The sequence below is a fragment of the Paraburkholderia translucens genome (assembly GCF_020881035.1).
Classification (GTDB): domain Bacteria; phylum Pseudomonadota; class Gammaproteobacteria; order Burkholderiales; family Burkholderiaceae; genus Paraburkholderia; species Paraburkholderia translucens.
This window is the reverse complement of the sequence record NZ_JAJITC010000002.1, coordinates 461,093-484,137: the sequence shown is the minus strand read 5'-3', so window position 1 is coordinate 484,137 and position 23,045 is coordinate 461,093. Positions and strand designations below refer to the sequence as shown.

General features: G+C 64.2%; 22 protein-coding genes and 1 tRNA gene. 7 read left to right on the top strand and 16 right to left on the bottom strand.

Annotation, left to right across the window (positions count from 1 at the left end):
* The first annotated feature begins 103 nt into the window (after positions 1-103).
* The 4 genes from grpE (at position 104) to pabB (ending at position 6,290) form a co-directional block, all read left to right on the top strand.
* Positions 104-700 (top strand): nucleotide exchange factor GrpE, encoded by a 597-nt coding sequence (grpE, locus tag LJ655_RS05435; RefSeq protein WP_230560224.1) that lies wholly within the window; start codon positions 104-106, stop codon positions 698-700.
* A 331-nt stretch (positions 701-1,031) separates the two neighbouring features.
* Positions 1,032-2,981, top strand: coding sequence for a molecular chaperone DnaK (dnaK, locus tag LJ655_RS05430; protein WP_230560223.1), 1,950 nt, complete (start codon positions 1,032-1,034; stop codon positions 2,979-2,981).
* 270 nt (positions 2,982-3,251) lie between these two features.
* Complete coding sequence (gene dnaJ, locus LJ655_RS05425; RefSeq protein WP_230560222.1) at positions 3,252-4,388, top strand: molecular chaperone DnaJ; 1,137 nt, start codon at positions 3,252-3,254, stop codon at positions 4,386-4,388.
* 18 nt (positions 4,389-4,406) lie between these two features.
* Positions 4,407-6,290 carry an aminodeoxychorismate synthase component I gene (gene pabB, locus LJ655_RS05420; RefSeq protein ID WP_230560221.1) on the top strand — a complete coding sequence of 628 codons (1,884 nt, stop codon included), beginning with the start codon at positions 4,407-4,409 and terminating at the stop codon, positions 6,288-6,290.
* A 44-nt stretch (positions 6,291-6,334) separates the two neighbouring features.
* Here the strand turns inward: pabB and panB are convergent, their stop codons facing one another.
* The 7 genes from panB to LJ655_RS05385 all read right to left on the bottom strand — a co-directional run bounded on the left by panB (position 6,335) and on the right by LJ655_RS05385 (position 11,735).
* The gene (gene panB / locus LJ655_RS05415; protein ID WP_230560220.1) at positions 6,335-7,150 is read right to left on the bottom strand and encodes a 3-methyl-2-oxobutanoate hydroxymethyltransferase; all 816 of its coding nucleotides are present in this window, start codon (positions 7,148-7,150) and stop codon (positions 6,335-6,337) included.
* Between the two features lie 38 nt (positions 7,151-7,188).
* Positions 7,189-7,869: a deoxynucleoside kinase gene (locus LJ655_RS05410; protein ID WP_230560219.1), complete on the bottom strand. Its 681-nt coding sequence runs from the start codon at positions 7,867-7,869 to the stop codon at positions 7,189-7,191.
* Positions 7,866-8,408: a 2-amino-4-hydroxy-6-hydroxymethyldihydropteridine diphosphokinase gene (gene folK / locus LJ655_RS05405; RefSeq protein WP_230560218.1), complete on the bottom strand. Its 543-nt coding sequence runs from the start codon at positions 8,406-8,408 to the stop codon at positions 7,866-7,868. The genes LJ655_RS05410 and folK overlap by 4 nt, the downstream gene beginning before the upstream one ends.
* Positions 8,409-8,457: 49 nt before the next feature.
* Positions 8,458-10,059, bottom strand: a complete 1,602-nt coding sequence (gene pcnB, locus LJ655_RS05400) for a polynucleotide adenylyltransferase PcnB (protein WP_230560217.1) — start codon at positions 10,057-10,059, stop codon at positions 8,458-8,460.
* The gene (locus LJ655_RS05395) at positions 10,056-10,742 is read right to left on the bottom strand and encodes a histidinol-phosphatase (RefSeq protein ID WP_230560216.1); all 687 of its coding nucleotides are present in this window, start codon (positions 10,740-10,742) and stop codon (positions 10,056-10,058) included. The genes pcnB and LJ655_RS05395 overlap by 4 nt, the downstream gene beginning before the upstream one ends.
* Positions 10,735-11,487, bottom strand: coding sequence for a DnaA regulatory inactivator Hda (hda, locus tag LJ655_RS05390; protein WP_230560215.1), 753 nt, complete (start codon positions 11,485-11,487; stop codon positions 10,735-10,737). The genes LJ655_RS05395 and hda overlap by 8 nt, the downstream gene beginning before the upstream one ends.
* Before the next feature lie 74 nt (positions 11,488-11,561).
* Positions 11,562-11,735, bottom strand: coding sequence for a hypothetical protein (locus tag LJ655_RS05385; protein WP_230560214.1), 174 nt, complete (start codon positions 11,733-11,735; stop codon positions 11,562-11,564).
* Between the two features lie 25 nt (positions 11,736-11,760).
* Between LJ655_RS05385 and purM the strand changes: the two genes are divergently transcribed.
* Complete coding sequence (gene purM, locus LJ655_RS05380; RefSeq protein ID WP_230560213.1) at positions 11,761-12,828, top strand: phosphoribosylformylglycinamidine cyclo-ligase; 1,068 nt, start codon at positions 11,761-11,763, stop codon at positions 12,826-12,828.
* Positions 12,829-12,957: 129 nt separating this feature from the next.
* On the opposite strand, the gene miaA is transcribed toward purM, so the two are convergent.
* Together miaA and mutL are read right to left on the bottom strand one after the other, a co-directional pair.
* Entirely contained in the window at positions 12,958-13,902 is a 945-nt protein-coding gene (gene miaA / locus LJ655_RS05375; protein ID WP_230560212.1) for a tRNA (adenosine(37)-N6)-dimethylallyltransferase MiaA, read from the bottom strand.
* A gap of 45 nt (positions 13,903-13,947) precedes the next feature.
* Positions 13,948-16,044, bottom strand: coding sequence for a DNA mismatch repair endonuclease MutL (gene mutL, locus LJ655_RS05370; RefSeq protein WP_230560211.1), 2,097 nt, complete (start codon positions 16,042-16,044; stop codon positions 13,948-13,950).
* A 194-nt stretch (positions 16,045-16,238) separates the two neighbouring features.
* Here mutL and LJ655_RS05365 point away from each other — a divergent pair, with 194 nt between their 5' ends.
* The gene (locus tag LJ655_RS05365) at positions 16,239-16,910 is read left to right on the top strand and encodes a VTT domain-containing protein (protein WP_230560210.1); all 672 of its coding nucleotides are present in this window, start codon (positions 16,239-16,241) and stop codon (positions 16,908-16,910) included.
* Positions 16,911-17,029: 119 nt separating this feature from the next.
* Here LJ655_RS05365 and LJ655_RS05360 read toward each other — a convergent pair whose 3' ends face one another.
* On the bottom strand, positions 17,030-17,848 hold the full coding sequence (locus tag LJ655_RS05360) for a mechanosensitive ion channel family protein (RefSeq protein WP_230560209.1): 819 nt from the start codon (positions 17,846-17,848) through the stop codon (positions 17,030-17,032).
* 15 nt (positions 17,849-17,863) lie between these two features.
* Positions 17,864-18,154 (bottom strand): hypothetical protein, encoded by a 291-nt coding sequence (locus LJ655_RS05355; protein ID WP_230560208.1) that lies wholly within the window; start codon positions 18,152-18,154, stop codon positions 17,864-17,866.
* Positions 18,155-18,163: 9 nt separating this feature from the next.
* On the opposite strand from LJ655_RS05355, the gene LJ655_RS05350 reads away from it, so the two are divergent.
* Positions 18,164-18,487 (top strand): hypothetical protein, encoded by a 324-nt coding sequence (locus LJ655_RS05350; RefSeq protein WP_230560207.1) that lies wholly within the window; start codon positions 18,164-18,166, stop codon positions 18,485-18,487.
* An 87-nt stretch (positions 18,488-18,574) separates the two neighbouring features.
* Here the strand turns inward: LJ655_RS05350 and LJ655_RS05345 are convergent, their stop codons facing one another.
* The 5 genes from LJ655_RS05345 to pal all read right to left on the bottom strand — a co-directional run bounded on the left by LJ655_RS05345 (position 18,575) and on the right by pal (position 23,032).
* Complete coding sequence (locus LJ655_RS05345) at positions 18,575-20,305, bottom strand: hypothetical protein (protein WP_230560206.1); 1,731 nt, start codon at positions 20,303-20,305, stop codon at positions 18,575-18,577.
* Between the two features lie 230 nt (positions 20,306-20,535).
* Positions 20,536-21,108, bottom strand: a complete 573-nt coding sequence (locus tag LJ655_RS05340; protein WP_230560205.1) for a cytochrome b — start codon at positions 21,106-21,108, stop codon at positions 20,536-20,538.
* A 387-nt stretch (positions 21,109-21,495) separates the two neighbouring features.
* A tRNA-Lys gene (locus LJ655_RS05335) sits at positions 21,496-21,571 on the bottom strand.
* Positions 21,572-21,755: 184 nt separating this feature from the next.
* On the bottom strand, positions 21,756-22,505 hold the full coding sequence (ybgF, locus tag LJ655_RS05330; RefSeq protein WP_230560204.1) for a tol-pal system protein YbgF: 750 nt from the start codon (positions 22,503-22,505) through the stop codon (positions 21,756-21,758).
* Positions 22,506-22,525: 20 nt separating this feature from the next.
* A complete protein-coding gene (gene pal / locus LJ655_RS05325; protein WP_230560203.1) occupies positions 22,526-23,032 on the bottom strand; it encodes a peptidoglycan-associated lipoprotein Pal in 507 nt (168 codons plus the stop codon).
* Positions 23,033-23,045: the final 13 nt, after the last annotated feature.

The window sequence follows — 23,045 nt, the reverse complement described above, 5'->3', positions numbered from 1 at the left end:
TCGCCGCGAAGGCGCGTGTCGCGATTTTGCAACGCACAAATCGCCGCGTGTTGGAACGGTTTTCACCGTCTTTGGCTTTCACTTTTTTACGACTTTCAGCGACATGGAAAACACGCAAGAGAACCCGACGAGCCAGACTCCCACGCCCGCCGACGAAGCCGCGCGCCAGGCCGCCGAGGCCGCTCAGGCCGCCCAGGCCGCTGCTCAGCAGCCGGACGCCGGCACCGCCGCTGAAGCGGCGCCGGACGCTGGCGAGCAGGCGCTGGCCGAGGCTCAGGCGAAGATCGCCGAGCTGCAGGAGAGCTTCCTGCGTGCGAAGGCGGAAACCGAAAACGTGCGGCGTCGCGCCCAGGAAGACGTCGCCAAGGCGCACAAGTTCGCAATCGAGAGCTTCGCCGAGCATCTGCTGCCCGTGGTCGACAGTCTCGAGGCGGCCGTGGCCCATTCATCCGACGACCTGCAGAAGGTCCGCGAGGGCGTCGAGCTCACGCTGCGCCAGCTGAGTGGCGCGCTCGAGAAGGGCCGCGTCGTCGCCATCAATCCGGTTGGGGAAAAGTTCGACCCGCATCGTCATCAGGCAATTTCGATGGTGCCGGCCGACCAGGAGCCGAACACCGTCGTCGCGGTGTTGCAAAAGGGTTTCGTGATCGCGGACCGCGTGCTGCGTCCCGCGCTCGTGACGGTCGCGGCGCCGAAATAAGTACGGCGAGGCGCGCGCCGGGCGTGTGCGCCCGTCGCGCCTGCATCGTCGTTTCGCATCGCTTCGCGTCGCAAAACGTCCAGTCGATTCAGGCACTTGCGGCCAGCAACGCCGGGTCGCCGTGCAGGCTGACGGAGCGGGCGCGCAGCGAAGTTTCAAGGGCCCGCCCCGTGATTGAAAAAAATTAAAGACCGCATCGCATAAAAGGTCTTGAAAACGATGTGGCCGCACTTATGTTGAGTGCAGGTATGAATTGAGAGCGGATCGCCCCGCCGCCAGATGGGCCAACCGGGCGCTTTCCGCAGCGATCAAAGTCAGGAGATTCGTAAAAATGGGCAAAATCATCGGCATCGACCTCGGCACGACCAACTCGTGCGTGGCGATCATGGAAGGCAACTCGGTCAAGGTCATCGAGAATTCGGAAGGCGCGCGCACCACGCCGTCGATCATCGCGTACATGGAAGACAACGAGATCCTCGTTGGCGCGCCGGCCAAGCGTCAGTCGGTCACGAACCCGAAGAACACGCTGTACGCGGTCAAGCGCCTGATCGGCCGCCGCTTCGAAGAAAAGGAAGTGCAGAAGGACATCGGTCTGATGCCGTACCGGATCGTCAAGGCCGACAATGGCGACGCATGGGTCGAAGTGCGCGATCAGAAGCTGGCGCCGCCGCAGATTTCCGCTGAAGTGCTGCGCAAGATGAAGAAGACCGCTGAGGATTACCTCGGCGAAACCGTCAGCGAAGCGGTGATCACGGTTCCGGCGTACTTCAACGACAGTCAGCGTCAGGCCACCAAGGACGCGGGCCGCATCGCCGGTCTCGAAGTGAAGCGGATCATCAACGAACCGACCGCAGCCGCGCTCGCATTCGGTCTCGACAAGGCTGAAAAGGGCGACCGCAAGATCGCCGTGTTCGACCTCGGTGGCGGCACGTTCGACATCTCGATCATCGAAATCGCCGACGTCGACGGTGAAATGCAGTTCGAAGTGCTGTCCACGAACGGCGATACGTTCCTCGGCGGCGAAGACTTCGACCAGCGCATCATCGATTACATCATCAGCGAGTTCAAGAAGGAGCAGGGCGTCGATCTGTCGAAAGACGTGCTCGCGCTGCAGCGCCTGAAGGAATCGGCTGAAAAGGCGAAGATCGAGCTGTCGTCGAGCCAGCAGACCGAAATCAACCTGCCGTACATCACGGCGGACGCATCGGGTCCGAAGCACCTGAACCTGAAGATCACGCGCGCCAAGCTCGAAGCGCTGGTCGAAGACCTGATCGAACGCACCATCGAGCCGTGCCGCGTCGCGATCAAGGACGCAGGCGTGAAGGTCGGCGAAGTCGACGACGTGATCCTGGTCGGCGGTATGACCCGTATGCCGAAGGTGCAGGAGAAGGTGAAGGAGTTCTTCGGCAAGGACCCGCGCCGTGACGTGAACCCGGACGAAGCCGTGGCCGTGGGTGCCGCGATCCAGGGCCAGGTTCTGTCGGGCGACCGCAAGGACGTGCTGCTGCTCGACGTGACGCCGCTCTCGCTCGGCATCGAAACGCTCGGCGGCGTGATGACGAAGATGATCAACAAGAACACCACGATCCCGACCAAGCACGCGCAGGTCTACTCGACGGCTGACGACAATCAGAGCGCCGTGACGATCAAGGTGTACCAGGGCGAACGCGAAATGGCAGCGGGCAACAAGCTGCTCGGCGAGTTCAACCTCGAAGGCATTCCGCCGGCACCGCGCGGCGTGCCGCAGATCGAAGTGAGCTTCGACATCGACGCAAACGGCATTCTGCACGTCGGCGCGAAGGACAAGGCGACCGGCAAGGAGAACCGCATCACGATCAAGGCGAACTCGGGTCTGTCCGAAGCCGAAATCGAAAAGATGGTGAAGGACGCCGAAGCGAACGCGGAAGAAGATCACAAGCTGCGTGAGCTGGCCGACGCCCGCAATCAGGGTGACGCGCTCGTCCACAGCACGAAGAAGGCGCTGACCGAGTACGGCGACAAGCTCGAAGCTGGCGAGAAGGCCAAGATCGAAGCCGCGTTGAAGGACCTCGAAGACGCGCTCAAGAGCAGCGCGAGCGACAAAGCCGCGATCGAAGCGAAGATCGAAGCGGTGGCCACGGCCTCGCAGAAGATGGGCGAGAAGATGTACGCCGACATGCAGGCTGCGCAAGGTGCCGAGGCGGCAGCGGGCGCGGCGGGCGGTGCCGGTGCATCGGCGGGCGCGAGCGAGCAGGCCGACGACGTGGTCGACGCTGAGTTCAAGGAAGTGAAGAAGGACTAAAGCCAGGTCGGCATCCGACCGTAAAGCCGTGCACAGCAATGTGCACGGCCCGGCTGCACGAGAACGGCGCCCCTCTGGCGCCCTCAAGTGCAAGAGCGGTTTTCTCGCGCCTGGCGAGCCTTTTGGGCTCTCCGGGCACGTTTGTTTTATGGAGGGCGTTGTTTTGAACCGTGCTCTGGCGCGGCGCAGACAGCGGCCGGACGAGTCGTGAGACTCCACAGCATTCACAAGGAGCTGCCGCGTCGCTTTGCGCGGCGGCGTTGAACCGATATGGCGAAACGGGATTACTACGAGGTTCTGGGCGTCGCAAAGAACTCGAGCGACGACGAAATCAAGAAGGCTTATCGCAAGCTGGCGATGAAGTACCACCCCGACCGCAATCCGGGCAACAAGGATGCGGAAGAGCATTTCAAGGAAGTGAAGGAAGCCTATGAAATGCTGTCGGATTCGCAAAAGCGCGCTGCGTACGATCAGTACGGCCACGCGGGCGTCGATCCGAACATGGGTGGGGCCGGCGCGCAAGGTTTCGGCGGCTTTGCCGATGCGTTCGGCGACATCTTCGGCGACATCTTCGGCCAGGCGGCCGGCGGCGGACGCTCAGGCGGCCGCGCGGGCCCGCAGGTGTATCGTGGCGCCGATCTGCGCTACAGCATGGAAATCACGCTCGAGCAGGCCGCGCACGGCTACGACACGCAGATTCGCGTGCCGAGCTGGGTCTCGTGCGAAGTGTGTCACGGCTCGGGTGCGAAGCCGGGCACCAAGCCGGAAACCTGCCCGACCTGCAGCGGCTCGGGTTCGGTGCGCATGTCGCAGGGCTTTTTCAGCATCCAGCAGACTTGCCCGAAGTGCCACGGCTCCGGCACCTACATCCCCGAACCGTGCAATCACTGCCACGGCGCAGGCAAGGTGAAGGAAACCAAGACGCTCGAAGTGAAGATTCCGGCCGGTATCGACGACGGCATGCGCATCCGCTCGGCCGGCAACGGCGAGCCGGGCATCAACGGCGGCCCCTCGGGCGATCTGTACGTAGAGATTCATATCAAGCAGCACTCGGTGTTCGAGCGCGACGGCGACGATCTGCATTGCCAGATGCCGATCCCGTTCACCACCGCGGCGCTCGGCGGCGAGATCGAAGTGCCGACGCTCGCCGGCCGCGCGAGCTTCACGGTGCCCGAAGGCACGCAGTCGGGCAAGACGTTCCGTTTGCGCGGCAAGGGCATCAAGGGGCTGCGCTCGAGTATCGCCGGCGATCTGTACGTGCACGTGCAGGTCGAAACGCCGGTCAAGCTTACCGAGGCGCAGCGCGATCTGCTCAAGCAGTTCGAAAAGGCGCTCGTGGAAGGCGGTGCGCGGCATAGTCCGCAAAGCAAGAGCTGGTTCGATCGCGTGAAGAGCTTTTTCGATTGATCTGATTTGGCGGTCAGTATGGCGGTGAACAGTCGCGACGCGGTGTTCGCTCTACTCGACGATTGCGGTGCAACGGCGGCGCTTCCGTCGAGCCGCTTGTACACGGGTTTCGTGCGCGAGCGGGTGTGTACCGGGGCGGCGCAGCTCGAAGCGGTGTGCGACGGCGTCGCGGCGGATACCCGCAACGGTGTGCACGCCGTCGTGCTGGCCGACTATGAATTTGGGCGTTCGCTTGTCGGCATCGATCAGCTTCGGCCCACTGAAACGCAGCGTGGCAATGCCACGCTGCGTTTTTTATTGTTCGAACACTGCACGAAGCTGGCGCGCGAGGAGGTCGACGCGTGGCTGATGGCGCGCGATAACGGCGCGCTGGAGCCGTCGGTCGCGGGCACGGCGAACGTGCGCGAAAGCGTCGATCGCGCGCAGTTCGAAGCGGCGATCGACGCGATTCACGCCGCCCTGTGCGCGGGCGATTCCTATCAGGTCAACTACACGTACCGGCTCGGCTTCGACGTGTTCGGCTCGCCGCTCGCCTTTTATCGGCGTTTGCGCGCGCGTCAGCCAGTGCCGTTCGGCGCGTTGATCGGGTTGCCGGACGATGCGTGGGTGCTGTCGTGTTCGCCCGAGCTGTTCGTCGAAAAGCACGGCGCGACGCTGCGCGCGCGGCCCATGAAAGGTACGGCGCCGCGCTCGGATGATCCCGTCACCGACCAGGGCAACGCCAGGTTTCTCGCCAATGACCCGAAGAATCGCGCCGAGAACGTGATGATCGTCGATTTGCTGCGTAACGATCTGTCGCGGGTCGCCCGGATCGGGTCGGTCAACGTGCCCGCGCTTTTTTCCGTCGAGCCGTATGCGTCGGTGTGGCAGATGACGTCGACGGTGGAAGCGACCTTGCTCGGCGGTACCTCGTTTGCGACGATTCTGCGCGCCCTGTTCCCCTGCGGCTCGATTACCGGTGCGCCCAAGCATCGCACGATGCAGTTGATCGACGAGCTGGAAAGCACGCCGCGCGGGCTTTATACCGGTGCGATCGGGTGGCTCGATGCGCCGGGCGACGATCACGATTGCGGCGACTTCTGTCTGTCGGTGGCAATCCGCACGCTGACGCTGACGGCGTCGGCGCAATCCGGCGGCATGGACTGCCTGCGCGGCAGCATGGGCATCGGCGCGGGCATCGTGCTCGACAGCGTGGCCGCCGAGGAGCACGAGGAGTGTCGATTGAAAGGACGTTTTCTGACCGGCGCCGAGCCGGGCTTCGACCTGTTCGAAACGATGTACGTGACGCGGGAAGACGGCGTGCGCCATCTCGAGCGGCATCTGCTGCGCTTGTCGTCGAGCGCCACGACGCTCGGCTTCGGGTGCGACGAAGGGCGCATTCGTGAGGAGATTGCCGCGCAGTGCGCGCGGCTGCCGGCGCAGACTCCGCACCGCATGCGGCTAGCGTTGAGCAAGAGCGGCGCGACGCAGATCACAGCGGCGGTACTTGCGCCTCTGGCGGATGCGATCGTAGGCGTTCTGCTTGGCTCCGACGCGCAATTCGCGCCGACACACGCCGCCGATCCGCTGCTGCGCCACAAGACCACGCGCCGCGCCGACTACGACCGCGGGTGGCGCGAAGCGGAGGCCAAAGGCGCCTTCGATACGCTGTTTTTCAACGAACGCGGCGAGCTGACCGAAGGCGGCAGGTCGAACGTGTTCGTGAAGCTCGCGGGACGATGGTGGACGCCGCCGCTCGCCTCAGGCCTGCTGCCTGGCGTGATGCGAAGCGTGTTGCTCGACGAGGCATCGGGCCTGCAGGCAGCTGAAAAAGTGCTGACCCAGGCTGATGTGCTGAACGCCGACGCGCTGCTCGTGTGCAACGCGTTACGCGGCGCGGTACCGGCACGGCTCGTTCGTTAGAGCGCTGATGCCGGAATGCCGCGCGCTCGCGCGGCAAGTAAGGATTAAAACGTGTGCTCGGCGCCCGGAAACGTACCGTCCTTCACCGCTCGCACGTAGGCCTCGACGGCAGCCTGAATGCTCGGCTGTCCCTGCATGAAATCTTTCACGAAGCGCGGCCGCTTGCCTGGGAAGATCCCGAGCATGTCATGCAGCACGAGCACCTGACCCGAGCAGTCGAGGCCCGCGCCGATGCCGATGGTCGGAATGCGCAGCTGCTTCGTGACTTCTCCCGCGAGTTGCGAGGGGATCGCTTCCATCACGATCAGTTGCGCTCCGGCTTCCTGCACAGCGAGCGAATCGCGCAGTAGTTGGCTCGCGCCCGCTTCTGTCTTGCCCTGCACCTTGAAGCCGCCGAACGCATGCACCGACTGCGGTGTGAGACCGACGTGCGCGCACACCGGAACCGAGCGCTCGACCAGAAACCGCACGGTGTCCGCGAGCCATTCGCCGCCTTCGAGTTTCACCATTTGCGCGCCCGCGCGCATCAGTTCGACCGAACTCCGGAACGCGTCTTCGCGCGTGCCGTACGTGCCGAACGGCAAGTCCGCGACGATCAGTGCCGACGGCCGGGCGCGCGCGACGCTCGCCGTGTGATACGCGATGTCGGCAAGCGACACCGGCAGCGTGGTCGCCTGGCCTTGCAGCACGTTGCCGAGCGAGTCGCCGATCAGCAGCGTGTCGACTCCCGCGCGATCGAGCAGCGCGGCGAAGCTCGCGTCGTAACAGGTGAGCATCGCGATCTTTTCGCCGGCGTCGCGCATTGCCTGCAGTTTCGGCACGGTAATCGCGCTCCGGCCCGCTTCCTGCAAATAAGTCATGGTCAATCCAATCAGATAAAAGACATGGCCGCCGCCGCTTACAGCGACGTGCCTTTGACAAAGAATTCCTTGCGGCCGCGCATCGTCCCGATGCGTTCGGCGAGCAGCGCAAGGTCCGCGTCGGAGTCGAGCGGATTCAGGTGTTCGGCGTTGACCGTCAGCACGGGCGCGTGGTCGTAGTGGTAGAAGAATTCGTTGTATGCGTCGCACAGCACGCGCAGATACGCATCGGAAATCTGCAGCTCCATCGGCACCGCACGCTTCTGGATGCGCGCGAACAGCACCTCGGGGCTCGCCTGCAGATAAACGACGAAGTCCGGCGCCGGCGCGCTGGCGTCGAGCCGTCCGGCAAGCGAGCGATACAGCTGCCACTCGTCTTCCTGCAAGGTCAGACGCGCGAAGATGTCGTTTCGCTGCGTGACGAAGTCGGCGATCAACGGCGTGCCGCCCGCCTGCGCGGCGCTCACTTCCTGCGCCTGCTGCGCGCGTTGTAGCGCAAAGTGCAGCTGTACAGGCAGTGCATAGCGCGCGGTGTCGCGATAGAAGCGTTCGAGAAACGGATTGTCTTGTGGCCGCTCGAACAGTTCGTGCATCGACCAGCGTTGCGCGAGGCGCCGCGCGAGCGACGTTTTGCCGACGCCAATCGGCCCTTCGATCGCGATATAGCCGAACGGCGGGTGCAACTGCGGCGCGGTAACCGTGAGCGGCGGCGAACTCATTCGCAGCGGCCTTTGTCGGCGGAATTGCCGGTCAGCGCATTGAGCATGGGACACTGGCAGGGCGACTTCACCTTCTCGATGCGCTGATCGCTGACGCTGTCGAGCAGCGCGGCGGCCCGGCCATGTCGCGGAATGACGATCGCCGCGTCGATCTCGACGAGCGGTACCAGCGCAAACGCGCGCTCGACGAGGCGCGGATGCGGCACGATCAGATCGGCTTCGTCGATGGACTGATCGCCGAACAGCAGGATGTCGAGGTCGAGCGTGCGCGGCGCGTTGCGATATGGCCGCTCCCGGCCGAACTGATGCTCGATCTTGTGGCAAAGCGCGAGCAGTTGCCGCACGAGCAGCGTGGTTTCCAGCTTGACGACGCAGTTGAAAAAGTCGTCGCCGCCCGCGTCGATCGGGGCAGTACGATACAGGCTCGATTTGGCGAGCACGGTGATGGTGTGCTGTTGGGCGAGGCACACCACCGCGTCTTTCAGGGTCTGGCGCGCGTCCCCGAGATTCGCGCCGAGGCCGAGATAAGCAACCGTCATGGCATAGCTTCCTGCATCTATCGTTCGACGGCTTTCCGCGAACGCCGCGTCAGTCTTCGTACGAGCCTTCACGGCCCGCGTCGTTGTCCGTGCGTTCGGCGGACGAGCCGCCCTCCACTCCGTCGCCTGATTTGCGGTTTCTGGCGCCACCGCGCCGCCGTCGTTTTCTTGGGCTCCGGTCCTTCCCGCCTTGCGTGAGCAATGCTTCGCGAGCAGCGGCGTCTCCTTCGATGAACTCCGTCCACCATGCACCGACCGACTCGTCGAGTTCGCCCGATGCGCAGCGCAACAGGAGGAAATCATACCCCGCTCTAAATCTTTGGTGTTCCAGCAGCTTCATCGCGCTCCGGCCCGAGCGCTTTTCGAGGCGCAGTTGCAGGCCCCAGATTTCGCGCATGTCGGCCGAGAAGCGCTTGTGGATCGCGAGCTTTTCGGTCTGCATATCGAGCACTTCGTCCATCGCGCGATGCAGCGCGGGCACCGGATATTCGCCTTCGGCCTCGAATTTCTGCCAGCGCTGCTGCACGTCGTGCCACAACAGTGTCGCGAACAGGAAGCCCGGCGACACCGGCTTGCCGGCGAGCACGCGGGCGTCGGTATTGGAGAGCGCCAATGAAATGAATTTTTCGCCGGTCGGCTGCTCGAGCACGACGTCGAGCAGCGGCAGCAGCCCGTGATGCAGGCCTTCCTGGCGCAGCCGCTTCAGGCACGCGAGCGCGTGACCCGAGAGCATCAGCTTCAGCATTTCGTCGAACAGACGCGCCGCGGGCACGTTGTTGATCAGATCGGCCATCTTCCCGATCGGCGCGCGCGTGGCGTCGTCGATGTCGAAATCGAGCTTGGCGGCAAAGCGTACGACACGCAGCATGCGCACCGGGTCTTCGCGATAGCGCGTGGCCGGGTCGCCGATCATGCGCAGCAGGCGCGCGCGCATGTCGGCCATGCCGTTGTGATAATCCAGCACGGTTTGCGTGGCCGGATCGTAGTACATCGCGTTGATCGTGAAGTCGCGGCGCGTGGCGTCCTCGTGCTGCTCGCCCCACACGTTGTCGCGCAGCACCCGGCCGCTCGCGTCGACCGCGTGGGTGCGACGGTCGAGCTCGTCACGCTTCAGACGCTTCGGGGGCGGCGCGTCGGCCGCGGGCGGGTCGACCAGTGCGCGGAACGTCGAGGTCTCGATGATTTCCTGGCCGAACTGCACGTGCACGATCTGGAAACGCCGGCCGATGATGCGCGCGCGACGGAAGAGCTTTTGCACCTGCTCGGGCGTCGCGTCGGTCGCGACGTCGAAGTCCTTCGGCTTTACACCAAGCAGCAGGTCGCGCACCGCGCCACCGACGATGAACGCGCGGAAGCCCGCCTGCTGCAGTCCCTCGGTCACACGGATCGCGTTGCGTGAGATCAGCGTGGGGTCGATGCCGTGCACGTCGTGCGGAATGATGACGGGTACGTCCGGCTCGCGCGGCGCTTTCGCGGCGGCGGACTTGCGACGCGGCCGCGCGGTCGTGCCGGAGCCGGACTTGGCGCGCGCCGTCCTTTTGCCATGAGCGTCGCTGTCGGCGCTGGCCGCGGCGTGGGTTTCGGTGGAGAGCGTGTCGTCAGCGGTCGCCGTGTCCTGGCCGAATAGCTTGCGGATGAGTTTCTTGATCACGAGGGTTGGAAGAGTTCGAGGATGCGCCAGCCTTTGGCCTGCGCATGAGCGCGCAACGTGTCGTCCGGATTGGTCGCGATGGGATCCGTGACTTTTTCGAGCAGCGGGATGTCGTTGTGCGAATCGCTATAGAAATAGCTGTGCTCGAAGTCGCTCCAGCTCTTGCCGAGCGACGCGAGCCACATTTCGGTGCGCACGATCTTGCCTTCCTTGTAGCTCGGCGTGCCGGTCGGGCGGCCGGTGTAGGCGCCGTGCGGATCGCCGCCGACGGTCTCCGCCTCGCATGCGATCAGCGTGTCGACGCCGAACGCCTGCGCGATCGGCCGCGTGATGAATTCGTTGGTCGCGGTGACGACGCAGCACAGGTCGCCCGCTTCGCGGTGCTGTTTCACGAGCTCGAGCGCGACCGGCTGGATGGCCGGTGTGATGACCTCGTGCATGTACTGCGCATGAAGGTCGGCGAGCTGCGCGCGCGTGTACTTCGCGAGCGGCGTCAGCATGGCGATCAGATAGGCGTGAATGTCGAGCTTGCCGGCCTTGTAGTCGGCGTAGAAGCGGTCGTTTTCGCGGGCGAAATTTTCGGCGTCGACCATGCCTTTTTTCACCATGAAGCGGCCCCATTCGTGGTCGCTGTCGGTGGGGATGAGCGTGTGGTCGAGATCGAACAGTGCAAGGTTAGCCATGGGGGCCTATTTTACTTGAAGCGGACAGAGCGGCGTGTGAACCCGGCGCGGTGGCGGGATCGGGCGAGGCGAGCATGGTGCGCAACAGCGGCAGCGTGACCGCGCGCTTCTGTTCGAGCGAGAAGCGGTCGAGCGCGTCGAGCAGCGCCATCAGGCTCGGCATGTCGCGGCGAAAGTGCGTGAGCAGGTAGGCCGGCACGTCGTCGGCGAGCATGATGCCGCGCTCGCGCGCCGCGCGTTTCAACACCGCGGCCTTCGCGTCGTCGGGCAGCGGCGCGAGGTGAAACACGAGACCCCAGCCGAGCCGCGTGCGCAGATCTTCGCGCACCGTCATGCCGATCGGCGGCGCGTTGCCCGCGGCGACGAGCGCGCTCGTCGGATGCGCGCGCACTTCGTTGAACAGGTTGAACACGGCGATCTGCTGCGCGGCCGAAAGCGCGTCGCAGTCGTCGATCGCATAGAGCGCGACGCGCGGATCGAAGCCGAAGGCGGCGAGGCTGCTTTGCGGACCGGCGAAGCGCGCATGGCCCGGCGGCGCTTCATGCACGAGCGCCTGCAGCAGGTGCGTGCGGCCGCTGCCGGCTTCGCCCCAGACGTAGAAGGTGCGATCGGCGACCGGCCCGGCGGCGAGCGCGTTGTCGAGCTCACGCAGGCGCGTGACGAGCTCGGCGTTGGCGCCGGCGAAGAAATTGTCGAATGTCGATGGCGGCGGGGTGCCGAGATCGAGCGTCAGTTGACGAAGCACAGTAGGTTAATGCCGAAAATGAGGTTCGGGCCGCGAGTGGCCCGGACCTCGGGGCCTGGAACGTTGCCAGGCCGTCAGTTGTCGTAAAGCGTGCTCGCCGGGTTGCCAGGCCGCGCGTCGCGAGGCGCGGCGGATGGAATTGCGCGGGCCGGCGCCGGAATCGGGGTCTCGTGCAGCAAAGTCGTTTCCCGGATCTCGACGCAACGCGCGATTTCCAGCCAGCCGGCCAGCATCGGGTAAAATTGCATTTTACCGACCTTCGAGCTTTTCCCCATGAATCAACCGAAATCCACCCCGCATTCAACCGATTCGGCCCAAGGCTTGTCGTATCGCGACGCCGGCGTGGACATCGATGCGGGCGACGCCCTCGTCGACGCCATCAAGCCCTTTGCCAAGAAAACCCTGCGCGACGGCGTGCTAGGCGGCATCGGTGGATTCGGCGCGCTGTTCGAAGTGCCGAAGAAGTACAAGGAACCGGTGCTCGTGTCCGGCACCGACGGCGTCGGCACCAAGCTGCGCCTCGCATTCCAGCTGAACAGGCACGACACGGTCGGCCAGGATCTGGTCGCGATGAGCGTCAACGACATCCTCGTGCAGGGTGCCGAGCCGCTGTTCTTCCTCGACTATTTCGCCTGCGGCAAGCTCGACGTCGGCACGGCGGCCACCGTGGTGAAGGGCATTGCGCAGGGCTGCGAGCTGTCGGGCTGCGCGCTGATCGGCGGCGAAACCGCGGAAATGCCTGGCATGTACCCGGACGGTGAATACGACCTGGCCGGTTTCGCGGTCGGCGCGGTGGAAAAGAGCAAGATCATCGACGGCAGCAAGATTGCCCCCGGCGACGTGGTGCTCGGCCTCGCCTCGAGCGGCATCCATTCGAACGGCTTCTCGCTGGTGCGCAAGATCATCGAGCGCGCCAATCCCGATCTGAACGCCGACTTCGACGGCCGCACGCTCGCCGAAGCGCTGATGGCGCCGACGCGCATCTACGTGAAGCCACTGCTGGCGCTGATGCAGCAGATCGAGGTCAAGGGCATGGCGCACATCACGGGCGGCGGCCTCGTCGAGAACATTCCGCGCGTGCTGCGCGAGGGCCTGACGGCCGAGCTCGACCATCGCGCGTGGCCGCTGCCGCCGCTGTTCTCGTGGCTGCAGAAGCACGGCGGCGTCGCCGATGCCGAAATGCACCGGGTGTTCAACTGCGGTATCGGCATGGCGGTGATCGTGTCGGCGGCGGATGCCGAAGCAGCGATCGGTCTGCTGTCCGCGGCGGGCGAGCAGGTCTGGAAGATCGGCACGGTCCGCGAAAGCGCGGCGGGCGAAGCGCAAACGGTCGTGGTCTAAAGATTGACGCGAGTTCGCGTGGTGCGCCGCAACGGTGCGCCGCGCGGGCTTCGAATCCCCTGCTTCAAATCCCGCGCTTTACATCCTCCCGCTTCAAACCTCTTCGCTTCCTTCGCCCTGATCGGCGTCTCAGATGAGCGACTCGATCAACTCCACTACCCGCGCCGTCGCGTGCGGATCGCAGCAATCCACCACCTGTCTTTCCGGCATGCTGCGCAGCCATGTGAGCTGCCGCTTGCAGAGCTGCCGCGTTGCGAAGATGCCTTTGTCGCGCATGGTCCGATAGTCGACCGCGCCATCGAGGTACTCCCACACCTGCCGATACCCGACGCAGCGCATCGACGCCATTTCGGGCAGCAGATCGCCGCGCGCGCGCAGCTTCACGACTTCATCGACGAAACCGTGCGCGAGCATCGCATCGAAGCGCTGCTCGATGCGCGCGTGCAGCACGCCGCGCTCGGACGGCTCCAGCGCGACCGGCACGAAGCGCCACGCCGACGCGGCATCGTCGATGCGCGCGGGCGCGACGAGGAGCGTCGACATCGGCTGGCCGGTCAGCAGGAACACCTCCAGCGCACGCTGGATGCGCTGCGAGTCGTTCGGCGCGAGACGCGCGGCCGTGACGGGATCGATCCCGGCGAGCCGCGTGTGCAGCGCCGGCCAGCCGTCGCGGGCGGCTTCGGCGTCGAGTGTCGCTCGTACTTCGGCATCGGCGGAGGGCAGGTCGTTGAGTCCCTGCGTGAGCGCCTTGTAGTACAGCATCGTGCCGCCGACCAGCAGCGGCAGCCGCCCGCGCGTATGAATCTCGCCGACGAGCCGCAACGTGTCGGAGCGAAACTGCGCGGCCGAGTACGAGTCGGCGGGGTCGACGATATCGATCAGATGATGCGGCGCGACCGCGCGTTCCTCGGCGGTCGGCTTCGCGGTGCCGATGTCCATCTCGCGATAGACGAGCGCCGAATCGACGCTAATGATCTCGACCGGCCGCCGCGCGGCGAGAGCGAGCGCAGCGGCGGTCTTGCCCGACGCGGTGGGGCCGAGCAGGCACGGGATGGGGGTGGGGCGTGACGTCATGGGCAAACGCGCGCGCGGCGCAACGGTGTGATTCAGCGCGGTGCGTTACTGCCCGCGCATGAAGAGCCGATCGAGATCGGCCAGCGTCAGCTGGTACCAGGTCGGACGCCCGTGGTTGCACTGGTCGGCGCGCTCGGTCGCTTCCATCTGGCGCAACAGCGCGTTCATTTCGTCGAGCGTCAGACGCCGGTTCGCGCGCACCGCGTGATGGCACGCGAGCGTGCCGAGCAGTTCATGCTGACGCTCGGTTAGCACGCGCGAGCCGCCGAACGCGTGCAGGTCGGACAGCACCGCGCGCGCGAGCGCTTGCAGATCGGCGTCCTTCAGCAGCGCGGGTACCGCGCGGATCGCGAGCGTGGTCGGCGACAGCACCGCAAGGTCGAAGCCGAGCGCATCGAGTGTGTCGCGCTCTTCCTCGACCGTGCCGATCTCGACCGGGTCGGCCTGCATCGTCTGAGGGATCAGCAGCGGCTGCACGGCGATCGTGCGATCGGCGAGCGCGTTCTTGAACTGCTCGTACAGGATGCGCTCGTGCGCGGCGTGCATGTCGACGATCACGAGCCCGTGGCGGTTCTGCGCGAGCACATAAATGCCGTGGACCTGGCCGAGCGCGAAGCCGAGCGGCTGATCGTCAGTGGCGTCGAATGCGGGAGATGCCGGGCGCGACGCGAATGGCGCTGCGTCGTATGGCGACGTCGAATCGATGGCCGAGTCGCGCGCTTCGAACAGCGATGCCCCTTCGACTCGACCGGCAAGCGGATCCTTGCGGCCGAACAGCGCGTCGTAACCCGCCAGCGGTTGCGCAACCGGCAGCGTGCCTTGCGTCATGCGCGCCTGGCGCATCCAGGTGTTGCCCGGCTGCGAGGCGCCGAAGCTGCTGAATCCGCTGCCGCCAGCAAGGCTGTCGCGGCTTCCGGCGCCAAAGCCCGCGCCGCTCGAAAGACCGGCGCCGGTGCCGATGCCGTCGCTGGCGCGACTTGCACCACCAGGCGGCGTCGAACCAAACGAAGCGGGGCCACCGTTCGACGGCTCCAGATACGCCGCATGTCCACCTGCCGTGGTTTCCGGCGACGCGCCCGCGTGCCGCGCGAGCGCGCGCTGCACTGCATGGAACACGAACTGGTGGATCGAGCGCGAGTCGCGGAAACGCACTTCGATTTTCGACGGATGCACGTTCACGTCGACGCCTTCGGGCGGCAGATCGAGAAACAGCACGTACGACGGAAAGCGCTCGCCATGCAGCACGTCTTCATACGCGGCGCGCACCGCATGCGTAAGCAGTTTGTCGCGCACGAAGCGGCCGTTGACGAAGAAATACTGCTGGTCCGCGCGGCCGCGGCTCGCGGTCGGCAGACCGGCGCAGCCGTAGATCGCGAGCGGGCCGGCGGATTCGTCGAGCGGCAGATGGGCGGTCGCGAACGTTTCGCCGAGAATCTTCGCGACGCGCGCGGGCGGCTCGCTGGCATTCCAGTGCTCGACGGCCTTGCCGTTGTGCAGCACTGAAATCGCGACATCGGGCCGCGCGAGCGCGGCACGGCGGATCTGTTCCAGACAATGGCCGAGTTCGGTCTGCTCGCTCTTCAAAAATTTTCGGCGCGCGGGCGTGTTGAAGTACAGCTCGCGGACTTCGATCGTGGTGCCCTGGGCGCCGGCGGCGGGGCTCAGCACGCCGGTTTGCGCATCGATGCGCACCGCATGCGGCACGTCCGCGGTGCGGCTCGTGATGCTCATCTGCGCGACCGACGCAATCGAAGCCAGCGCTTCGCCGCGGAACCCGAGCGTGGCGACTGCCTCCAGTTCGGCAAGCGAGCGGATCTTGCTGGTCGCATGGCGGGTCAGTGCGAGCACGAGTTCGTTCTCGGGGATGCCACAACCGTCGTCGGTGATCGAGATGCGTTTGACGCCGCCCTCATCGAGCAGGATGCGCAGTGTCCGCGCGCCCGCGTCGAGCGCATTCTCGAGCAGTTCCTTGACCACCGACGCCGGCCGCTCAACCACTTCGCCAGCGGCGATCTGGCTGATCAGTTGATCGGGGAGGGGCTGGATCGCGCGCAGCGGACGCGGCGCGGGCGCCCCGCTGGAGGCGTTGGAGAGTGCGGTCGAGGCGGGGGTGCCGGCAGGCGTTTCGGAGAACTCGGACATGGCGAAATTATAGCGACTCGGCGCACGCCGCCCAGGCATGTGTCCAATCAACAGATTTTCAATCGACCCGAGGCACTTTCTGTATCATGTCGCGGTCAATTCGCAGCGATCGGCCCACAGCTTGCTACCTCTATTTCCGGGTCGCGCGGCGGCCGTTTTCCCATCCACGCACATACTGGTTTAAAGGACGTTCCTTGGATACGTTGCTACACTTTGCCAACCTTGTCCTGCACATCGACAAGTTTCTCGGGGACTTCATTCACGTATACGGCGCCTGGGTCTACGCGGTGCTGTTCGCGATCGTGTTCGCCGAAACCGGGCTCGTCATTCTGCCTTTTCTGCCGGGCGATTCGCTGCTGTTCATCGGCGGCGCGTTCTGCGCGACCGGGCAGATGCATCTTGGGCTGCTGATCCTGTTGCTGCTGGTGGCGGCGGTCGCCGGCAATACGACGAACTACATGATCGGCCGCGCAATCGGCCCGCGCGTGTTCAATACGCACATTCCGGTGCTCGAGCGTTTCCTCGATCGGGCCGCTCTGCAGAGGACCCACAACTTCTACGAGAAGCACGGCGGCAAGACGATCGTGCTGGCGCGTTTCATCCCGGTCGTGCGGACGTTTGCGCCGTTCGTCGCGGGCGCGTCGGCAATGACCTGGAGCCGCTTCCAGTTGTTCAACGTGGTCGGTGCGCTGTCGTGGGTGCTCTTGCTCGTGCTGCTCGGCTATTTCTTCGGCAACATCCCGTTCATCCGTCAGTACCTGAATGTGATCGTGCTGGTCGGTATCGGCGCGGCGATCGTGCCGGTCGTGCTCGGTGGCTTGTGGAAGATGCTGCGCAAGCATGACGCAAACGTGAGTCAACACTGACGACGGGCTGTTTGCTGTACTTCGGGCCTTGAAAACACAAAGGCGTCGCGAAACTCGCGACGCCTTTTTTCATGCGGCTGCCCGAACGCCGGTCGCGTTCGCGCGGACGTCCGATGCCGTCAATCGCTCGTGATCGCGCGCGGCGCGAGCGGTGTTTCCGGCGTCGGATAGCCGGCTTCCTTGAAGGTCTGCACGATCGCGCGATTGGTGTCGAAGTAGACCTGCCAGTAGTTCTGGTTGGACGAGTAAGGGCGCACGCACAGCAGCGGTCCTTCCGGCGTGAAGCTCAGGATCTCGATGTCGGGCGCCGGGTTGACGGCCACGTTCGGAATCTTCGTGACGGCGGCTTTCAGGCGCGCGATCGCATCGGTCGGATCGACGCCATTGGCGATCTTCGCGGTCAGCTCGACGCGCCGGAACGGCAGCACGCTGAAGTTGGAAATCGTGTCGGAAAAGATCTTGTTGTTGCCGACGATGGTCGTCACGTTGTCCGGCGTGACGATCGTCGTGCCGAACAGACCCAACTCAGTGACGGTGCCGGTGACGCCCGCGGCAGTGACGAAATCGCCCACCTTGAACGGCCGCAGCACCTGCATGAACACGCCGGCCGCGAAGTGCGCGAGGAGGCCGCCCCACGCGGTGCCGATCGCGAGGCCGAGACCGGCGAGCAACGCGGCGAACGACGTCGTCTGCACCCCGAAGATTTCCAGGATCGCCAGAACCAGCAGCAGGTTGAGCAACGCGCCGAGAATCGACCCGAGGTAGTGGGCGAGCGTCGGATCGACCTTGCCGTTGCGTGCGAGCATCTTGCGCAGCAGGCTGGAGATCAGCCCGATGACCCAGCGGCCGACAATCCACAGCACGATGGCGCCGACGACCCTGGTGCCGATGTCGACGCCCCGGGTCATGATGAATGTGCGTACGGTTTCGATATCCAAGATGTTTCCTCGTTATTAGTTGCCATCAAGGGATTGAACGGCGGTGTTGCCGTGACCCGCAGCACGCGGTCTTCGGGAGTTATAGGCAACGGCGCCCGCTTGCGCAAGCACCGTTCCTGGCGCGAAGCCGAAGAAATCCTCGGACGAAGAGGCCCGTCGGGCATCAGATGCTCGCCCCGCGCATTCACCTGCCGCTGTGGCGAAAACACCAAAGCAAGGTTGTTTGAATTTTGAAAAGTCGCGCCCTGCGTTTATCCGTGCGAGGATGAAATCGTCGGTAGTCCCGATACGAAGATCCAGAGTCACGGGGGCTCGATGAGCAGCATTCCGCTAATTTGGGCAGCAGTGCCGCATAACGGCGATGGCGTTGTCTTTCAGATCCGGCTTGGCCGCGGACTTCAGCGTTTTCATGTGTCGCGGCGCGTGCTCGAGCGCGTGTTCGAACTCGAACGAAAAGCGTCCGACACGCGCCAACTCGAATTTTTCTACGCGCACGAACAGCGCATCCTCGAGCTCGCCAGTGCAAAGCGTTCGACGCCCAACTCGACCACTGTTTCACTGCAAGCCGCCGATTTCGGCGTCTCGAATGACAGGGAGCGTTGGGCGAGGCCGAGCGGCATCGCGCACGGCCTCATCTAGGGGAGCTGGCGCGTTGACCCATGGACGCGCATGAAGAATGACGACCGGCCAGATGGCAGGTCGTCACTTGTGAATCGAACAACTCGCTCAGGACTTCGGCACGAGTGCGACGCCACGCAGCGCCTGACCAAACGGCGCGGTCTGCATCACGGTGAATCCTTGCGCCGAACTCACCGTCGAGCCGCTGATGCTCACCGTGATCTTGACGAGCTGGTTCGAGTCGGCGCCCGCGTCGAACGCGGTGCCCAGGCTGTTGCCGATCGTCGAGGTTACCGCGTAGATCGTGAACGAACCGTCGCAGTTGACCTGGCCCGTGATGTTGCGCAGGCCGTCGGGCGTGGTCGTGTAGCTCGCGCCCTTCGTACCGTACACGCCGGTGGTGTCGGTCACTGTGTAAGGGGTGCCGAGGTTCAAGCCCTTCGTCAGGTTGGCGAGCGGCTTCCACGTGCCGTTCTGGTTCTGATAGACCCACAGGCCGCCGCTGCCGCTCACCTGGTCGCCCGCAATGCCGTCGCCTTCGTCGGCGACGAACATGATCGACGGATTCGACGCGGGGATCCACATGCCGAACGGATAGACCGTGCCGGTCACCTGGCTCGGCGACGTGAGCGCAGTCAGGTTCGTCGCGAGGGCCGTCGTGAAGCCCGGCACGATCGTGATCGCGGCGTTTTGCGGCAGCGTACCGCCATTGGCGAGCGCGCCGGTCGCGCCCACCTGGTACACGGTGTTCACGCCATTGCCGCCACTACCCTTGGAGACATACATCGTGCCGTCCGGGCCGACGAAGAGCCCGCGGAGGTTGACGTCCTTGCCGGTTTTGTCGGCGGCCGTCGGGGGCGTCGTCGGCAGGCTCGTGATCGAGAAGCCGAACTGATCGCCAGTCGCACTGCCGCCCGTGATCGAACCCATCGACGCCAGTGAGCACGCCGTTCCAGCTGGCGCGACCGCGTACGTGCCGGTGCCCGTGCCGGACTGGAATGCACCGATCACCTGCGTGAACGCGCATTGGCTGCCGGGGGCGATCGTTTGCACGCCGGTGTTCATCGTCAGCATGTCGAGCTGCGCCGTCGTCGGCTTCGGATTCTTGCCCGAATTGCCGGCATTACCGACGATGTAGTACATGCCGTTGGCCAGCACCGCTGCGCGGCTGTTGTTGCCAGCGTAGGCGTTGGTGTTCGTGAACGACAGGCTGTTGTCGGCGAAATTCAGCTGCGCGACGGTACGGTAGGTCGGCGTTGCGACATCGGTATTGGTCGTGTCGACCACGCCCGGCGTGTTCGAGTTCGAGATGTCGGCCTGGTCGATCGACGTGTTGTAGCCGGTGAAGGTCAGCGACTTCTGATCCAGCGACACGTTCAGCGCAAGCTCGGACTTCGAGGCGAAGCTGGTGGCGAAATTGACGTTGTTTTTCGCGGCCTGCGCGGTGATGTCCAGCGTTTGCGACGGGCTCGTAGCGTTCGGTGCCCACTGATCGAGATAGGCTTCCGAGGTCACGCCGAAGTTGGCGTCATTCGCGTCGTTGGTGAACACATTTGGAAAGGTGCCCGGCGTGACAGCGGTCACCGGCGCTGCATTGGTGGTCGTGGGTGTCGCGTTATAAGGCAGCGTGCCGCTCAGGGTGAACGTCGGGTCGTAGGCCGTGCGCGAAACCAGCAGGTTGCCAGGCGCGTAGTTGCTGGTGGAAGTCGTGGACGTGGTCGGCGTGCCCGGGGTGCTGCTCGTGGTGCCTTGCGACGCCGGGTTTTGGTTGCTGCCGCCGCAGCCGTAGATGGCGGAGATCAGAACCGCGATCGGAAGCGCCTTCAGGGTAGTTTGCATTCGGTTCGCTTGAGTAGGTGGTGAATTTTTTTGAAAGTTGCAGCCGGTATTGCAATGCGCGAGGCTACAAACCACCCGTGGCACGAACATGAATCAAAAATTACTAAAAATTATGAATGCGGCGATGCGTGGGTGCTTTTCGTCCTGATCCACGAATGCGTTCTTCGAATCGTGACCGGGAGCGTTGGCTAGACCACTGCCAGGCGCTTCTGAGAAGCACGCTTCAGGGCTTACCGTCCGGTTCTTGCCCGTGTCCCGGGAAACCAGCGGGGAAGCATGGTGATCAGTACGTCATCCTTGAGGACGATGTGATGGAACAGGGCAGCGAGGGCGTGCAGTCCCGCAAGCCACATGATCGCGTCGCCGAGCAACTTGTGGATCGATGCGAACGTTGCGCCTGCACCGTGTGAGATGCCGATTAAAGGTGGAATCTCGACTCCGGCGACGAGCGTCAGAGGGTGTCCTTCGAGCCACGCGCCAGCCACAGCGGTCAGCGGAAGCGCAATGAGCAGCAGATACAGCAGCGATTGGACGACTGTCGCCACGAGATCCATCCAGCGTGACCCGGAGGGTGCCTTGGGTTGGGCATCGATCGTCCGCCACAGCAATCGGATGACAGTGAGCGCGAACACGCACAATCCCAATGTCTCATGGAGTCGCCGGTCGAACTCGTGGACGGACGAGTACACGCGCTGCTCCGATCCGCCTGGCCCATACACAAATGCGACGAGGACAAGAACCGCAGTACACCAATGGAAGAATTGGGCTATCGAGCCGTAGCGCAGGCCAGTGCTTTTCACCATCGGGCTTCTCCTTTGCTGGTCAAGTTGAGCGTCAATCGAGCGATCAGTAGGGCTGCAGACGAAGAGCCGGTCGCGTAGGCGGACCATTATCGCTCTCCCGTCGATCGATGGGGCGGTTCTCGAAGGCGCTCTAGTCGGCTGGCAAGCAGCGCGGTCGAGCAAGGTGGGCACGCGATCCACAACACGGTCGCACGTCCCGTCGGCAGCGCATACACCGACGTTGCCAACGTGTCGCGACCGGAGTGCCGGCCACCGGAATGCCGGCCACCGGAGTGCCAGCCACCGAAACGCGGCCGCCCTGCGCGAGCGAAGACAGTGGAAAGGTCAGCGAGGCTTTTCGCGGACCAAAGAAAAAGGGCCTAGCCGAAGCTAAGCCCTTGAATCTTTTGGTAGGCCGTACTGGATTCGAACCAGTGACCAACGGATTAAAAGTCCGCTGCTCTACCAGCTGAGCTAACGACCCAAAAGAGAAGCGAGATTGTATCGGCGCATCAATGCCCTGTCAACTCTGCACGGCCATCAGGCCAAAATGAAAAGCCCGGGCATCGCTACCCGGGCTTTCCAGCGAGAGGCGCGCGTGACCATCACTTCAGACACTGCGCGTTACTGCCAACTACATCAATGCGCGATCAATCCGCCACCACGTCCTACTTGATTTGCGACAGCTTGCTCTGCGCCGACTGCGCGACGTCCGAGCCGGCGTATTGCGCGACGATCTGCTCGAGCGTCTTTTTTGCCGCGGCCTTCTGGCCTTGTTCGAGCTGATTGTTTGCGATCGCGAGCAGCGCTTCCGGAGCACGCGGATGCTGCGGGTACTTGGCCACGATACCTTGCCAGATCGCCGTCGAGCCCTTGTAGTCGCGCAGGGCATACAGCGCGTTGCCGAGCCAGTATTGCGCCGTCGGCTGATACGGGCTGTTCGGATATTTGGAGATGAAGCTGCGGAACGATGCCGCGGCGTTCTTGAAATCGCCGCTGCGGAATTGCTGTGAAGCCGCGTTGAACGCATCGGTCTCACCCGGCTGGACCTCGCCCTGGACGCCATCCACCGTCTGTTGCTGCGGCTCGAATTTCTTCAGGCGCGCGTCGAGATCGGTGTAGTAGTCCTTCTGCTGCTTTTGCAGCGTCGTGAGCTGGTTCGCCATGTCCTCATTCTGTCCGCGCAGCGTTGCGACCTGCTGGTTCAGCTGGTCGAGTCGGTTGGACTGATCGAGAATCGTGCGCTGCGCCGCCGACAGCTGGCTCGACAGACTGTCAGTCTTCGAGCGCAGATCGAGAATGGCCTGGCGGGCCTGATCGTCGTCGAACATGCCCGCATGGGCAGGCACGGCCGCGAGGGCCGTGCCTGCGACGCAGGCCGCTGCGGCAAACCGCAGCCATGAGAAACGATGCGTCATTCGGCTTATCATCCGTTGACTTACTGTTGATACACGAGGTCAGCGCGGCGGTTCTGTGCCCACGACGCTTCGTCATGACCCGTTGCCAGCGGCTTTTCCTTGCCGAGGCTCACGGCTTCCATTTGCGAATCCGGCACGCCCATCAGCGACAGCGAACGGCGCACGGCTTCAGCACGCCGCTGGCCGAGTGCGAGGTTGTATTCGCTGGTGCCGCGCTCGTCGGTGTTGCCCTGGATCAGCACGTGACGCTGCGGGTGGCTCTTCAGATACTGCGCGTGTTGTTGCAGCAGCGGTTGATAGTCGTCCTTGACCGAGTAGGCGTCGAAGTCGAAGTAGATGCTGCGCTTAGCGAGCGGGCTGTTCGGATCGTTCAGCGGGTCGACGTTGACCGTCGCCACGTCGTTCGGGTTCGGTTGAGCGCCGCCAGCGCCCTTGTTGGCATTTTCGTCGAGCTTCACGCCCGAGTGACATGCGGCCAATGCACCGACCATCACGACGGCGAATGCGAAACGAAGTTTGGACATCATTTGATTACTCTCC

What these genes read in the sequence shown, in the direction of transcription:
- grpE (WP_230560224.1), top strand. Translation starts at nt 104, where the DNA reads ATGGAAAACACGCAAGAGAACCCGACGAGCCAGACTCCCACGCCCGCC.
- dnaK (WP_230560223.1), top strand. Translation starts at nt 1,032, where the DNA reads ATGGGCAAAATCATCGGCATCGACCTCGGCACGACCAACTCGTGCGTG.
- dnaJ (WP_230560222.1), top strand. Translation starts at nt 3,252, where the DNA reads ATGGCGAAACGGGATTACTACGAGGTTCTGGGCGTCGCAAAGAACTCG.
- pabB (WP_230560221.1), top strand. Translation starts at nt 4,407, where the DNA reads ATGGCGGTGAACAGTCGCGACGCGGTGTTCGCTCTACTCGACGATTGC.
- panB (WP_230560220.1), bottom strand. Translation starts at nt 7,150, where the DNA reads ATGACTTATTTGCAGGAAGCGGGCCGGAGCGCGATTACCGTGCCGAAA.
- LJ655_RS05410 (WP_230560219.1), bottom strand. Translation starts at nt 7,869, where the DNA reads ATGAGTTCGCCGCCGCTCACGGTTACCGCGCCGCAGTTGCACCCGCCG.
- folK (WP_230560218.1), bottom strand. Translation starts at nt 8,408, where the DNA reads ATGACGGTTGCTTATCTCGGCCTCGGCGCGAATCTCGGGGACGCGCGC.
- LJ655_RS05395 (WP_230560216.1), bottom strand. Translation starts at nt 10,742, where the DNA reads ATGGCTAACCTTGCACTGTTCGATCTCGACCACACGCTCATCCCCACC.
- LJ655_RS05385 (WP_230560214.1), bottom strand. Translation starts at nt 11,735, where the DNA reads ATGCAATTTTACCCGATGCTGGCCGGCTGGCTGGAAATCGCGCGTTGC.
- purM (WP_230560213.1), top strand. Translation starts at nt 11,761, where the DNA reads ATGAATCAACCGAAATCCACCCCGCATTCAACCGATTCGGCCCAAGGC.
- miaA (WP_230560212.1), bottom strand. Translation starts at nt 13,902, where the DNA reads ATGACGTCACGCCCCACCCCCATCCCGTGCCTGCTCGGCCCCACCGCG.
- mutL (WP_230560211.1), bottom strand. Translation starts at nt 16,044, where the DNA reads ATGTCCGAGTTCTCCGAAACGCCTGCCGGCACCCCCGCCTCGACCGCA.
- LJ655_RS05350 (WP_230560207.1), top strand. Translation starts at nt 18,164, where the DNA reads ATGAGCAGCATTCCGCTAATTTGGGCAGCAGTGCCGCATAACGGCGAT.
- LJ655_RS05345 (WP_230560206.1), bottom strand. Translation starts at nt 20,305, where the DNA reads ATGCAAACTACCCTGAAGGCGCTTCCGATCGCGGTTCTGATCTCCGCC.
- LJ655_RS05340 (WP_230560205.1), bottom strand. Translation starts at nt 21,108, where the DNA reads ATGGTGAAAAGCACTGGCCTGCGCTACGGCTCGATAGCCCAATTCTTC.
- ybgF (WP_230560204.1), bottom strand. Translation starts at nt 22,505, where the DNA reads ATGACGCATCGTTTCTCATGGCTGCGGTTTGCCGCAGCGGCCTGCGTC.
- pal (WP_230560203.1), bottom strand. Translation starts at nt 23,032, where the DNA reads ATGATGTCCAAACTTCGTTTCGCATTCGCCGTCGTGATGGTCGGTGCA.